10 protein-coding genes are annotated in these 14,642 nt (G+C 64.0%); 9 read left to right on the top strand and 1 reads right to left on the bottom strand.

The genetic code is table 11. The features are described 5' to 3' along the window. Positions 1–80 precede the first annotated feature (80 nt). Positions 81–1,901: a glycoside hydrolase family 43 protein gene (locus B4C31_RS03245; protein ID WP_291531321.1), complete on the top strand. Its 1,821-nt coding sequence runs from the start codon at positions 81–83 to the stop codon at positions 1,899–1,901. Continuing rightward, on the top strand, positions 1,901–3,130 hold the full coding sequence (locus tag B4C31_RS03240; protein WP_291531320.1) for an MFS transporter: 1,230 nt from the start codon (positions 1,901–1,903) through the stop codon (positions 3,128–3,130). Before B4C31_RS03245 ends, B4C31_RS03240 begins: the two co-directional genes overlap by 1 nt. A 9-nt stretch (positions 3,131–3,139) precedes the next feature. On the opposite strand, the gene B4C31_RS03235 is transcribed toward B4C31_RS03240, so the two are convergent. Continuing rightward, the gene (locus B4C31_RS03235; protein ID WP_291531319.1) at positions 3,140–4,186 is read right to left on the bottom strand and encodes a LacI family DNA-binding transcriptional regulator; all 1,047 of its coding nucleotides are present in this window, start codon (positions 4,184–4,186) and stop codon (positions 3,140–3,142) included. A gap of 573 nt (positions 4,187–4,759) precedes the next feature. Here B4C31_RS03235 and B4C31_RS03230 point away from each other — a divergent pair. The 7 genes from B4C31_RS03230 (at position 4,760) to B4C31_RS03200 (ending at position 14,625) form a co-directional block, all read left to right on the top strand. Beyond that, entirely contained in the window at positions 4,760–6,037 is a 1,278-nt protein-coding gene (locus B4C31_RS03230) for an ABC transporter substrate-binding protein (RefSeq protein ID WP_291531318.1), read from the top strand. A gap of 147 nt (positions 6,038–6,184) precedes the next feature. Then, positions 6,185–7,225 carry a carbohydrate ABC transporter permease gene (locus B4C31_RS03225; RefSeq protein WP_291531317.1) on the top strand — a complete coding sequence of 347 codons (1,041 nt, stop codon included), beginning with the start codon at positions 6,185–6,187 and terminating at the stop codon, positions 7,223–7,225. 1 nt (position 7,226) lies between these two features. Further along, complete coding sequence (locus tag B4C31_RS03220) at positions 7,227–8,096, top strand: carbohydrate ABC transporter permease (protein WP_291531316.1); 870 nt, start codon at positions 7,227–7,229, stop codon at positions 8,094–8,096. 72 nt (positions 8,097–8,168) lie between these two features. Beyond that, complete coding sequence (locus B4C31_RS03215; protein WP_291531315.1) at positions 8,169–9,788, top strand: glycoside hydrolase family 43 protein; 1,620 nt, start codon at positions 8,169–8,171, stop codon at positions 9,786–9,788. Positions 9,789–9,993: 205 nt separating this feature from the next. Further along, positions 9,994–11,961, top strand: a complete 1,968-nt coding sequence (locus B4C31_RS03210; RefSeq protein WP_291531314.1) for a right-handed parallel beta-helix repeat-containing protein — start codon at positions 9,994–9,996, stop codon at positions 11,959–11,961. 34 nt (positions 11,962–11,995) lie between these two features. Further along, on the top strand, positions 11,996–13,471 hold the full coding sequence (locus B4C31_RS03205; RefSeq protein ID WP_291531313.1) for a carboxylesterase/lipase family protein: 1,476 nt from the start codon (positions 11,996–11,998) through the stop codon (positions 13,469–13,471). Positions 13,472–13,497: 26 nt separating this feature from the next. Further along, entirely contained in the window at positions 13,498–14,625 is a 1,128-nt protein-coding gene (locus B4C31_RS03200; RefSeq protein WP_291531312.1) for a glycosyl hydrolase family 8, read from the top strand. Positions 14,626–14,642 lie beyond the last annotated feature (17 nt).

The raw sequence follows: 14,642 nt of genomic DNA, 5'->3' as shown, positions 1-14,642 counted from the left end.
AAGTTTCACCACACTTTGGTACAACGCTGTATGAAAGTTTCGAGACAGCGCATCCAACTCTCTCCACAAGGACCACGACGATGACCACAACCACCATCACCAATCCGATCCTGACCGGCATGTACCCGGACCCGTCCTGGATGTGGGACGCGGACCACGGCCGCATCGCCATGGTCAACTCCTCGTTCGAACTGGTGCCCGGCCTGCCGATCCACACCTCCGACGACCTGGGGCGGTGGATTCACGTCTCCGACGCCATCGACGAGGCGATGGCCCGTCGTCTGCTCATCCCATTCGTGGAGGATTCGGGCGGCGTCTACGCGCCGACGTTGCGCCGCATCGGTGGCCGGTACGTCATCGTCTGCACGATCGCCCGCATCAATGAGGAGGCAGCGCGGCGCGGCGGCGTCACCGAGGAGGAACTCGCGGCCGCCGCCAAGGCGGAGGGCAACTTCGCGATCGTGGCCGACGAGCTTGAGGGACCGTGGTCCGGTCCGTACTGGATCGAGGGCGCCGAGGGCATCGATCCGGATATCTTCGAGGACTGCGACGGCGCGGTGTACTGGACGCAGACCCGTCCCGCCGTCGATCCGCAGTGGGAGGGGCAGACCGAGGTCTGGATGCAGCGGCTCGACCCGCAGACCTGGACCCTGATCAACGACGGCCAGGCCGCCGGCGATGGCAGGACCGTGATCTGGCGCGGCTACGGCGTCGATGCGGTCTGGGCCGAGGGACCGCACCTGTACCGCATCGGCGACTATGTATACCTGTTCACCGCCGAGGGAGGCACCAGCTTCGAACACAGCGAGATGGCGATGCGCGTGTTCGCGCCGCAGGGCCTCAAGGCCGCGATCGAGACGTTCCTCGCGGGCATTGCGGAGGCCGGCGTCACAATTCCTGCGCCGCGCGAGAGCGAACACTGCCTGCTGGGCACTCATGACCGTCTGTTCCATGCGAATAAGAAGAACCCGATCCTGACCCACCGCCATCTGGGCCTGAACGAACCGGTGCAGTGCGTCGGCCACGGCGACATCCTGCACCACCCGACGTTGGGCTGGTGGATGGTCAGCCTGGGCGTGCGTGAAACCAAGGGCGCCAACCCGGGCGAACTGCTGAGCTATCTGGGCCGTGAACCGTTCATCGCGCCGATGACGTGGGAGCATAACCCGTCGAGTTGGAAGCTTGACGGTGGCGGCGCACCGACCTCCGACCCGGGCGATCCCGGCTGGCCTGTCGTCGCGCCCGGCCTGGGCCGGATGCCGGAGCGTCTGACGATTCTCGACGCGGGGACGGACATCGACGCCGACGATCCGGCCGTCCGCGGGATGACGGCCGTTGCCGACGACCGCACTGCCCATGTGCTCATCGGCCTGAACGACGCCGGAACCTACGCCGCGGCGGCCCGTCCGGTGTTGGACGCCGATCGCGAGGCCGATTTGACGATTCGCGACGAAACCGGCATCCGGTACGCGCGTATCACCGAGGACGACACGCTGCTGCCCGTGCCGGATGGCGGCACGTTGGTCATCCGGCAGAACTCCACCCATCTGGTCACAATATGCCATGGTCGGGGGGACGGCCGACGGCCGGCGGGCGTCACCTGCACCTTCACCGAGGATGGCGTTGACGACACCCGTACCTATGGGCCGTTGCCGGACGGCTGCACTCGTGTGGCCATGCTGATGCGTCGCAACGAGCTGACCGTGCTGGCCTATGACGGGACCCGTGATGTGGCCGGGCTCGTGGAAGAGGCGATCCGCGGCGACGAGCCCGATGGCTGCCGGGTGCTGGACCGCCACGATGCCCGTTTCCTGAGCACCGAATGGTCGGGCGGCTTCGTCGGCTGCCTGGCCGGCGTGCCGACCGGAACTCCGGTCTCCGACGGGGAGACGATGCACTGATGACCCGGGCCGAAGCCAGGGATCGCATGCCGTGGCGGCTGGCGATCGCGCTGGTAATCGGTCCGGCCGCCTGGCTCATGCCCCATCAGGGCGCGATCTCCGCGCTGTTGCCGCAGCGTGTCAGCGAGATCGATCCGGCGAACAAGGTTTCGCTGGTCATGATGTTCTCGACGATCGCGATGTTGGTTGCGCTCGTCTCGAATATCGTGCTCGGCGCCTGCTCGGACCGCACCCGCACGCGGTTCGGCAAGCGCAAGCCGTGGATCATCGGCTGCTCGGTCCTGTCCTGTCTGGTGCTGTTCGCGTTCGGCCGTGCCGACGGCATCGGTGCGATGCTCGGCTGGTGGTGTCTGTACGAGCTGGTGGTCAACGGCGTGGCCGCCGCGATGATCGCGCAGCTGTCCGACCGGGTGCCGGCGCGATGGCGGGGCACCGTGTCCTCCGCGTATGGCCTCGGGCAGATGATCGGCGGCCAGGCCGGCATTCTCGTGGCCGCGCAGTTCCTTGAGAACGTGACGTTGGGCGTGGAGACCTTCGCCGCGGTCGCGCTGATCGGCGGTATCATCTCCGCGCTGCTGGCGGGGGAGCGTTCGAACCTGGACGAACCGATGCCGCCGTTCAACCCGCGCGAGCTGCTGAGGATGTTCATGTTCCCCACGCACGGCGCGCGCGACTTCTACAAGACGTTGGCGGCGCGGTTCCTGCTGACGGTGGGCAACAGCATGATCTCAAACTACATGCTGTACATCCTGCAGGACTACCTGCATCTCGACCAGGCCGGTGCGCAGAGGATGCTGTCCATCAACTCGTCGATCACGCTGGCGATCGGACTGGTCTGCTGCCTGGCGGCCGGACCGCTTGCCGACCGGATCGGGCGGCCGAAGATGCTGACGGTCATCACCGCCTGTATGATCGCCGTCGGCGCGATCGTCCCCTTCCTGTTTCCGACTCCGGCGGGATTGATCGCGTTCTCGGTGATCGTCGGCATCGCCAACGGCGCGAATTCGTCGCTGATCCAGACAATCAGCGTCGAGGTGCTGCCGAACCCGAACGCGGCCGCCAAGGATCTGGGCTTCCTCAATCTGGCGAACACGTTGGGCGGCGTCGGCGGGTCGTTTGCGGCGGCGATGGTCATCAATACGGTCGGGTACGGCGGCGTGTTCGTCGGCGAGGCCGTGGTGGTGCTGGTTGCGGCCGCGTTGTTCCGCTCGATCCGCCGCGTGCGGTAGCCGGCCGTGTCAGTGCGGTTCGCTGATCTCCAACGGGCGCGTGCTGTCGCGAACGATCAGCGTGGTCGGGTAGATGGAGCGGTTCTGGATCGGCCGACCGTGCGATTTGTCGATGATCATGCGCACGGCCGCGGCGGCCATGTCTTGCAGCGGCTGGCGTACCGTGGTCAGCGCCGGACCCATGTACGCCGCCGTCTGCACGTCGTCGAATCCGATGACGGACAGCTGCTCGGGGATTTTCAGATCCAGCGTGCGCGCCGCCTCGTAGACGCCCATCGACTGCAGGTCGCTGCCGGCGAAGATGGCCGTGGGGCGTTTGGCGGAGTTCTTGAGCAGCGACAGTCCCTGCAGGTAGCCGCCGGCCGTGGAGAAGTCGCCTTCGCGCACCAGGTCGGGGTCGAAGGGGATGTCGTGCTCGTCCAGGGCCGCCTTGTAGCCGTCGAGTCGCGCCTTGGAGCACAGCATGGAGTTCGGTCCGGTGATGATGCCGATGCGGGTGTGCCCCAGGGAGAGCAGGTGACGGGTGGCGATGATGCCGCCGGTCCAGTTGTCGGCCTGTACGGAGAGGTTGTCGGGGGAGGGGTCGCCGGCCGGGTCGAGTGTGACATAGTCGATGTTGAACGCCTGCAGGCGTGATTTCTCCGATTCGGTGAGGTTCGAGAAGATCAGCACGACGCCGAGCGGCTGCCGGCGCAGCACGCCGTCGATCCATTTGGCGTCCGGGTGGGTGCGGTCGCCGCTTTCGGTGGTGATGACGCTCATGTCGTGGGCGCTGGCCTCGCGCACGATGCCGCGCAGCACCTCCAGCGACCAGATGTTGTCGAAGTTCTGGAACACGGTCTCGATGAGCTTGCGGTTCTTGGTGGTGGAGATGCGCTTGGTGTAGCCGCTGTCCCGTAGCGCCTCTTCGATGATCCGGCGGGTGCCGGCGGCCACGTCGCTGCGGCCGTTGAGCACCTTGGAGACCGTGGCCAGGGAATACCCGGTGCGTTCGGCGATGTCGGCCAGCTGCGTGGATTTGGATGACGTGCGGTGATGACGTGCGGTGTCGGGCATATGCAACCCCTTCTGCGATATGGAGTACAACGTATTCGTGAATACCGGAATCCAGTATATCGAAATTTTCGACAATACGCGAAGGGCGTTGTTTGAAAACACGAAAGCGACGAAAACTTTCGCAAATGTTCGAAAAATATGGAATGCAGGATGTTGCCGGTGGTTGTCGATGCGGCGATAGGTGTCTGGGCAGGTGATGTGTAGCTGCTTGGTGGGGGTGCTAGATGGTGTGGGGGATGTGTAAAAGACTGAAATAATACCGTAATCAAGCGATATCAAACGTTTGCACCGATGGTTCTGTGGTAGGTGGGGTGTGTAGGGGAGTGGGTTTAGGGCGTGGGCCGCGACACGCCGCACGCTGTAAGTTTGACGGTTTAACTAACTCGCGATAGTATTTTTTCTATCGAAAACAATGAAAGTTTTCGGAAATATTAGAATTCGGAGTCGCGAGACGATCGGGTTCGACGGGCCGCAACGCTGCACAACGGCGGAGGGCCCCTCGACTCGGGAACGAAGAACGCCGCGTCGGGATACCGGGGCGGTTGCGGTTTCGAACGACATATAGGAGGAACGATGAAGTTTAAGAGGATTCTGGCCGCCGGTGTTTCGGTAGCTGCCCTGCTGGGCATGGCCGCTTGCGGTGGTGGTGGTTCGTCCGCCGACGACAACACCATCGTGTTCTGGCACAACGCCACCTCCGGTGATGGTCGTCAGTACTGGGAGGATTTCGCCGCGGAGTTCGAGGAGGAGAACCCTGGCGTCACCGTTCAGATCGAGTCCATCCAGAACGAGGATTTCGAAGGCAAGCTCACTACCGCCATGCAGGATCTGTCGTCCGGTCCTGATGTGTTCATGGCCCTGGGCGGGCAGAAGGACCGCGATATGATCGCCGCCGGCCAGATGATGGATCTGACCGACAAGATCACCGAAGAGAACAAGGAAAAGCTCGGTTCCTCGCTAGACTCCGCCACTTATGATGGCAAGATCTACGGCATGCCGACCACCGTGCAGCCCGGTGGCATCTGGTACTCCAAGGATCTGTTCGCACAGGCCGGCGTCACTGAGGTTCCGACCACGTGGGATGAGCTGATGGATGCCTGCCAGAAGCTCAAGGACGCCGGCATCGACCCGATCGCCGTCGGCGCCAAGGACGCCTGGCCCGCCGCTCACTGGTATTACTGGCTGTCCCTGCGCATCTGCTCGCCTGAGGCATACAACGAAGGCATGGCGAACAAGGATTTCTCCGATCCATGCTGGACCGCCGCCGGTGAGAAGCTTCAGGAGCTCAACGACGCCAACTACTTCAACAATGGCTACCTGACCACCACCGCCCAGCAGGGCGCGAGCTCGTCCGCCGGCCTGCTGGCCAATCACAAGGCCGCCATGGAGCTTATGGGTACGTGGGAGCCGGGTGTGCTCAAGGATCTGACCCCGGATCAGCAGCCGATGGCCGATCTTGGTTTCTTCGCCTTCCCGTCCGTTGAGGGTGGTGAAGGTGAGGAGGGCACCCTGATGGGTGCCGCCACTGGCTTCGCCGTGAACCCGGAGGCTCCGGAAGCCGCAATCAAGTTCATCAACAAGATGGTCGATAAGAAGTGGCAGGATAAGTACGCCACCGCGTTCTCCACGATTCCGGCGACGACCGAGGCTCAGGCCGACGTGACCGATGAGAACCTCACTATGCTCGTTACCGCCCTTAATGAGTCCGATGGCATGCAGCTGTGGATGGACACCTCGCTTGGCGCCAACGTCGGCAACGCGCTGAACACCGCTGTAGTGAACCTCCTGTCCGGCAGCGGCACGCCCGAGGACATCGTTAAGGCCATCAGCGACGCCGCCGCCAAGGGCTGATCCCGGTGGCGCACTCTGAGTGACGCAAGGCGGCCGGAACCGGGGGATGAATGGTTCGGACCGAAGATACATGAACCATTCGCTTAAGGTTCCGGCCGCTGTGTTCTTTTTGTCCACAGCATTCACAAGAGAATCAATGGAGATGCCATGACAAGTGCAATCCATGCGGAGGCGGTCCGGCCCCGCTCCGCCAAGAAAGAGAAGAAGCCGAGCAGCGGCAAGGGCCGCCGCAACCTCGAAATCTTCATCCTCTCCGCGCCGGCCATCATCGTGTTCGTCGGCTTCGTGATCCTGCCGCTGGTCCTCGGTTTCTACTACGGCTTCTACCGTTGGAAGGGCTTCGGCATGCCTTCCGAGACCGGTGAATTCGCCGGCATTGACAACTACATCACCGCGCTCAAGGATCCGACCTTCCAGGCCGCCATCGGCCACACATTCATTGTGGTCATCGGCTCGCTGGTCATCCAGGCCCCGATCGCCATCCTGTTCGCGCTGCTGCTCAACCAGAAATTCAAGGGCCGCGGCCTGGTTCGTACGCTCATCTTCGTGCCGTACGTGATCTCCGAGGTCATCGTCGGCACCGGCTGGAGCCTGCTGCTGCAGAAGACCGGCGCCGTCAACGAGCTGCTGTCTTACATCGGCATCGACGGCCCCGACTGGCTGGCCGATCCGAAGATCGCCATGATCACACTGCTGGTCATCATCAGCTGGAAGTACATCGGCTTTGCGGTGATCCTCATGCTCGCCGGCATGCAATCCATCCCCGAGGAACTCTATGAGGCCGCCAAGGTGGACGGCGCCGGATTCTGGCAGATGCAGTGGAGTATCACGCTGCCGCTGCTGGCTCCCACTCTGCGCATCTGGGTGTTCCTCTCGATGATCGGTTCGCTGCAGCTGTTCGATCTGGTCAACATCATCTGGGGCAGCTACATCTCCGAGACCGCGGGCGTTTCCACGATGGCGACCTACATGGTGCGCAACGGCCGTGACTCCGGCAACTACGGCTACGGCTCCGCCGTGGCGATCATCATCTTCATCATCTCCCTGGTCGTGGCGCTCGTCTACCAGAAGTTCGTGCTCAACCGCGATCTGGAAGGTGCTCTGACTGAACAGAAGCAGGCCAAGAAGCGCGCAGCCAAGCGCGCCAAGGAAGCGCAGCGACTGGCTGCTGCAAGCGAGGTGAAGTGAGATGGCCAAGAACACTCAATACACCAAGGCCAACGGCTACCGCGTCTCGCAGAAGACCCCGTGGGGCCACCCGGTCGTCTATCTGCTGTCGGTGATTCTGGTCGCGATCTGCACGGTGCCGGTGCTGTATATCATCATCGGCGGCTTCCGCACCAACTCCCAGATCACCAACAACCCGTCGGGTCTGCCGAACCCGTGGGTCATCGACAACTACATCAACGTGGCGCAAAGCGACACCTTCTGGGTTGAGCTCAAGAACTCGCTGATCGTCGCGATCTTCACCATGCTGGGCGTGGTCGTGCTCGGCATCATGGTCAGCTACGTGATCGCGCGTTACAAGTTCAAGTACGCGCCGCTCATGTACTCGCTGTTCTCGGCGGGCCTCATGTTCCCGATGACCGTCGGCATCACCCCGCTGTACCTGATGATCCGCAACCTCGGCCTGTCGAACTCGCCCGCCGGCATCATCCTGCCGCAGATCGCGTTCGGCCTGCCGCAGACCATCATCATCTTGGTGCCCTTCCTGCAATCCATTCCGAACGAGCTTGAGGAGGCGGCGCTGCTCGACGGCTGCTCGCGTCTCGGCTTCTTCTGGCGCATGGTCATCCCGCTGGCCATGCCGGGCGTGGCCACCGTCGGCATCCTGCAGTTCGTGGGCAGCTGGAACGGCTACATGCTGCCGTTGTTCGTCCTGAGCAGCTCCGACAACTACACCTTGCCGCTCGGCGTGTCCATGTTCAGCTCGGAGCATTCGGTCGATACGGCCGCCGTGCTGGCGTTCACGTCGCTGGCCATGCTGCCGGCCCTGATCTGCTTCACGATCTTCCAGAAGAAGATCGTCGGCGGTCTGACCGGCGCCGTCAAGGGCTGATTGGTCGTCCGGGAAGGGCATCCCCGAAGGAGGGGATGCCCTTCCCCGTCATTCGTTTCCCAAGGAGCACACATGAAGATTTCCAACCCGGTGCTCACCGGTTTCTATGCGGATCCGTCGATGATCCGCGTCGGCGATACCTATTACATCGCCAATTCCACGTTCGAATGGTTCCCCGGCGTGCAGCTGCACGAATCCAAGGACATGGTCCACTGGAACCCGCTGCCCGCCGCGCTGAACACCACCGAGCTGCTCGACATGCGCGGCAACTCGGCCTCCGGCGGCATCTGGGCCCCGGACCTGAGCTACGCCGACGGCAAGTTCTGGCTGATCTACACCGACGTGAAGGTCGTCAACGGCGCGTTCAAGGACTGCACCAACTACCTGGCCACCACCGAGGACATCCACGGCCCGTGGTCCGGTCCGATTCGCGTCAACGGCGTGGGCTTCGACGCCAGCCTGTTCCATGACGACGACGGCCGCAAGTACCTGGTGCAGCAGACCTGGGATCACCGTGAATACAAGCATGCGTTCCACGGCATCACGCTGACCGAGTTCGACGTCGAGACGATGCAGCTGAAGCCGGAGACGGCCCGCACGATCTGGATGGGCGACGACGTCAAGCTCGTCGAGGGCCCGCACCTGTACAAGATCAACGGCTGGTACTACCTGTTCGCGGCCGAGGGCGGCACCGTGTGGACCCACCAGGAGGTCGTGGCACGCTCCCGCACGCTCGATGAGCTCTCGTTCGAGGCCTCGCCCACGAACCCGTTCATCACGAATTTCGACACCCCGCGCAGCTACCTGCAGAAGCAGGGCCACGGCGCCCTGGTGGACACCCCGTCCGGCGAATGGTACTACGCCTCGCTGTGCGGCCGCCCGTGGCACCACGAGACCGAGTCGTTCACCGACCCGCGCGGCTGGTGCACGCTGGGCCGCGAGACCGCGATCCAGAAGGTCGAGTGGGACGAGGACGGCTGGCCGTACATCGTCGGTGGCCATGGCGGCGAACGCTACGTGGAGGCCCCGAAGGACGCAATCGAGACGGTTGCGCCCGAGACCCGCAACCAGCATGACGAGTTCGAGTCCGATACGCTCGACCCGCGTTGGAATACGCTGCGCGTGCCGTTCGACGCGAAGATGGGCTCGGTCGGTGGCGGCAGCCTGAGACTGATCGGTCAGGGCTCGCTGTGCAACCTGTTCGACCTGTCGCTGGTGGCCCGCCGCTGGCAGGCGTTCGATTTCGACGCCGAAACGTGCGTCGAGTTCGACCCGAAGACCTACCAGGCGATGGCCGGTCTGACGAACTACTACAACGACCAGCACTGGTCGTGGGCGTTCGTCACGTATAACGAGGACCGCAAGTGCCGCGTGATCGAGGTGGCGCAGAACGACCGCAACAACTACACCTCGTTCCTGCGCGAGAACGCCGTGGTCGTGCCCGAGGGTGTCGAGCGTGTGTGGCTGCGCGCCAAGGTGCGCACCCAGTGGTACACCTACGAGTACTCGTTCGACGGGCAGACCTGGACCGAGCTGCCGGTCAAGCTGGATGCGAAGATCCTTTCCGACGACTACGTGAACCAGACATATGGAGGCTTCTTCACCGGAGCCTTCGTGGGTCTGGCCGCGGTCGACTACTCCGGCTACGGCGAGGTGGCCACCTTCGACCACTTCGACTACAAGGAGCTGTGAGTTCCAGCCTCCCTCCGGCGGGGGAGGCGACGCGCAACGCCGGAGGGAGGCGGGTTCCCCGTCTCCCTCCCTCAGCCGGAAGACATCCGGCACCCCCTCATCGAGGGAACGCTTGAAAAAACCGTAAAGTATAACGTTGTATGATTGGTGGCCGCGCCGGTGCGGCCGGATTTCCAAACGCCAACGACAAAGGAGTTGCAGCATCATGGCTTTCGAGTTCCACGTCCGTCCCGATGGCGACGATCTGTCCGCGGGCGACCTCGCGCACCCGTTCGCCACGATTTCGAAGGCCGCCGAACTGGCCCGCCCGGGGGACACCGTCATCGTGCATGAGGGCGTCTACCGCGAGCAGGTCGATCCCGCCCACGGCGGCGTCAGCGATCTGGAACGCATCGTCTACCGCGCGGCCGAGGGGGAGCGCCCCGTCATCAAGGGGTCCGAACGCATTACCACCTGGGAGCACGATCGCGGCAACGTGTGGAAGGTGACGCTGCCCCCCACGTTCTTCGGCGCGTTCAACCCGTACCGCGAGCCGATCTTCGGCGACTGGCTGAACACGCCGGACCGCAACACCGACGCACCGAAGCATCTGGGCGACGTCTACCTCAACGGCCGGTCGTTCTACGAGGTCACCGACCCTGCCGAACTCGACGACCCGCAGATCCGCACGACGCTGACCGACAACGCGCTGCAGGTCACCCGCCCGGTGGACGACCCCGACCAGACGCGCTACGTGTGGTACTGCGAGGTCGACGAACGCACCGAAACCACCACCATCTGGGCCAACTTCCAAGGAGCCGACCCCAACGCCGAGATGGTCGAGATCAACGTGCGCCGCAGCTGCTTCTTCCCCTCACGCACCCACATCGACTACATCAGCGTCATCGGATTCGAGATGGCGCAGGCCGCCACGCCGTGGGCGCCGCCGACGGCCCCGCAGATCGGCATGGTCGGCCCCAACTGGGCGCGCGGATGGATTATCCGCGACAACGTCCTGCACGACGCCAAATGCTCGGCGGTCTGCCTGGGCAAGGAGGCCTCCACCGGAGACAACGAGTGGTACCGCACCGAACGCAAGACCGGCTACCAGTATCAGCTTGAAGCCGTGTTCAAGGGCCTGCGCGTCGGCTGGGCCAAGGGCGTGGTCGGCGGCCACCAGGTCATCGGCAACACCATCCACCACTGCGGACAGAACGCTATCGTCGGCCATATGGGCTGCGCGTTCAGCGAGATCGCCTACAACCACTGCCACCACATCGGCCTCAAACGCGAATTCTTCGGCTGGGAGGTGGCCGGCATCAAGTTCCACGCCGCGCTCGACACGCAGATCCACCACAACGACATCCACGACTGCTCGCTTGGCCTGTGGCTGGATTGGCAGGCGCAGGGCACGCGTGTCAGCTCGAACGTGATGCACCACAACGTACGCGACGTCATGATCGAGGTCACCCACGGCCCGTGCCTGCTCGACAACAACGTGTTCGCCTCGCCGTGCACGTTCCAGCAGTTTGCCCAAGGCACCGCGCTGGTGCACAACCTCATCGCCGGCCGCATCGACCTGCACCGCGTGATGGACCGCTCCACGCCGTACCACTTCCCGCACACCACCGAGGTGGCCGGCTGCGCGTTCGTCTCCGGCGGCGACGACCGCTACTACAACAATGTGTTCACCCAGCCCGACGGCGGCGAGGATTGCCCCGGCGAAATCGCCCTCGGCGCGTACGCCGGGTACCCGACCTCGATGGAGGAATACATCGCCAATATCCACAAGGCGGTGGCCGAAGGCCTGCAGGGCGGCGGTGACCCGTCCCCGGTACAGCCGTTGTACGTCGGTGGCAACGCCTACTGCGGAGTGCCGGTGGCGGAGCAGGAACGGGATACGGCTGGCATTGACGCGCCGCTGGCCATCACCGTGGAGGAGAGTGACGACGGTCCGGTGGTGAGCGTGGAGGTGCCCGCCGCGCTGGTAACCGAACGTACGCCGCTCGTCGGCACCTCGGATTTGGGAACGCCGCGCATCGTCGAGGCATTGTACGAGAACCCGGACGGCACCCCGATTCTATTCGACACAGACATCACCGGCGAGCAGCGGAATCACACGGTGCTGCCGGGGCCGTTCGCCGAACTGCATCCGGGAACCAACCGGTTCGCAATCACCCGGCGCGCACGCTGATCGGGTTTTGGAACCACAAGCAAAGGAGCTGATCATGCTACGCATCGTCCATACCGGCTGCGGCGCCGTCGAAGGCATCGCGGCGTCGGAACCCGAGATCACAGTCTTCCGCGGCATCCCATTCGCCGCACCTCCGGTCGGCGATCTGCGTTGGCGTGCGCCGCAGCCGGTAGAGCCGTGGGAGGGCACACTGGTGGCACATGACTTCGCCCCCGCCTGTCCGCAGCCCACGCCCGGTGATTCGAATGAATTCTACGACCGTGAATGGGGCACGGATCCTGCCATCGCCCTCGATGAGGACTGTCTGTATGTGAACGTGTGGACCCCGGCGTTGCGCGGCAGCGGCGAGGACGTGCGGATGATTGCAGACCGACCGCTGCCGGTAATGGTGTGGATTCATGGCGGCGCGTATCAGACCGGTTGCACCGCAGAAAAAGAATTCGACGGCACCGCGCTCGCGCGTCGCGGCGTGGTGGTGGTTTCTGTGGCCTACCGGCTCAACGTATTCGGTTTCCTGACCCATGAGTGGCTGCGCGAAGAGTCGCAGGCGCGTCAGGACGACGCCCCGTATGCGAACTTCGGACTCCTGGACCAGCACGCCGGCGTCCAATGGGTGCGTGAGCACATCGCCGCATTCGGCGGCGACCCGGAGAATATCACCATCTTCGGCCAGTCGGCGGGCGCGGGCAGCGTGCTCGCGCAGATCTGCTCGCCGATGAACAAGGGCCTGTTCGGTCGGGCCATCATGCAGTCCGGCGCCGGCCTCGGCATGTTCAACCGCCAGCAGCAGTCCTTCGACCAATCCCACCGCAACGCCGAACGGCTGTTCGCCGCGCTGGGCGTCTCCTCGCTCGACGAGGCGCGCCAGGTGCCGGCCGAGGACCTGCTCAAGGCGGCCGAGGATCTGCCGGTGCCGCCCGATTCCGGCCGCGACGGTGAATGGTCGATGATGGTCAATTGGGTGCCGTGCGTGGACGGACGGTTTCTCACTGACCAGTTCGCGCGCACCATCGCACGAGGGGAGCAGAACGAAGTCGAGATCATGCTAGGCAACACCACCGGCGAGTTCATGGAGGACGACGCCGACGGCACCCAGCTGCCCGCAGGCGAGGTCGGCAACCTCAAACTGATCGCCGAGTGGATTCGCAGCGGACGCAAAGCACCGTACTACTACCGGTTCGACGTGACCATGCCCGGGGATGACGCCGGAGCTTTCCACTCGTCGGACCTGTGGTTCTCGTTCGGCACCTTGGCCGCCTGCTGGCGTCCGTTCGTCGGATGGCACTACGACCTGTCGCGCCGGATGGTCGCCTACTGGACGAACTTCGCCGCCACCGGCGACCCGAACGGCCCCGATGCAGACGGTACACCGCTGCCGGAATGGACGCGGTATGCCCCATTCGGCGATGACGCCATGCGTCTCGGGCAGCGGACCCGCATGATCCGCGACTGGAGCACGAACGCCGAACGCAACGCGTTGCTGCAATGGGGCAGCGCGACGACCAACTGAATCACAAGAGCACAAGGAGAGTACACATGACTGATTACAACGGTTCCGAAACCAGCCTGTTCGAACAGTGTGGCTACAGCCGCGAGGCCATCAAGGCCCGTCTGGAACGCAACTGGTATGAGATGTTCGAAGGCCCGGACAAAATCTACTGGGAGAACGACGAAGGCCTGGGCTATGTGATGGACACCGGCAACCACGACGTGCGCACCGAGGGCATGAGCTATGCGATGATGATCGCCGTACAGTACGACCGCAAGGACGTGTTCGACAAGCTGTGGGGCTGGGTCATGAAGTACATGTTCATGACCGAGGGTCTGCACAAGGGCTACTTCGCCTGGTCCGTGGACCCCAGCGGCGTGCCGAACGCCGACGGCCCGGCCCCGGACGGCGAGGAGTACTTCGCGATGGACCTGTTCCTGGCCTCCGCGCGCTGGGGCGACGGCGAAGGGGTGTACGAGTACTCCCGCCACGCCCGTTCGATCCTCAACACCTGCGTGCATCAGGGCGAGGACGGCGAGGGCTACCCGATGTGGAATCCGGAGAACCATCTGATCAAGTTCATCCCGGAGACCGAATGGACCGACCCGTCCTACCATCTGCCGCACTTCTACGAGGTGTTCGCCGAACGTGCCGATGAGGCCGACCGTCCGTTCTGGGCGCAGGCCGCCGCCGCCAGCCGCCGGTATCTGGTCACCGCCTGCCATCCGGAAACCGGCATGAACCCCGAATACTCGAACTACGACGGCACGCCGCATATCGACGAGCGCGACCACTGGCATTTCTACTCGGACGCCTACCGCACCGCCGGCAACATCGGGCTGGACTGCCTGTGGAACGGCGTCGTGCCGGAACTGTGCGACGCGAGCGCGCGTCTGCAGCGTTTCTTCCTCGAACACGACCGCACCTGCGTCTACGCGGTCGACGGCACGCCGGTGGACGAGACCGTGCTGCACCCGGTCGGCTTCATCGCCGCCACCGCCGAAGGCTCGCTCGCCGCGATGCACTCGCAGGAGCCGGACGCGCTCGACAACGCGATCCGCTGGGTGCGCCTGCTGTGGGACACCCCGATCCGCACCGGCACGCGCCGCTACTACGACAACTTCCTCTACGCCTTCGCGTTCCTGGCGTTGGCGGGGGAATACCGCGCCTGGTGAGGTGCCGACAGACTTGA

Origin of the sequence: Bifidobacterium sp. UBA4282, from assembly GCF_002394995.1 — a bacterium.
GTDB classification, from domain to species: domain Bacteria; phylum Actinomycetota; class Actinomycetes; order Actinomycetales; family Bifidobacteriaceae; genus Bifidobacterium; species Bifidobacterium pullorum_B.
This window is presented reverse-complemented; position numbering and strand designations above follow the sequence as displayed.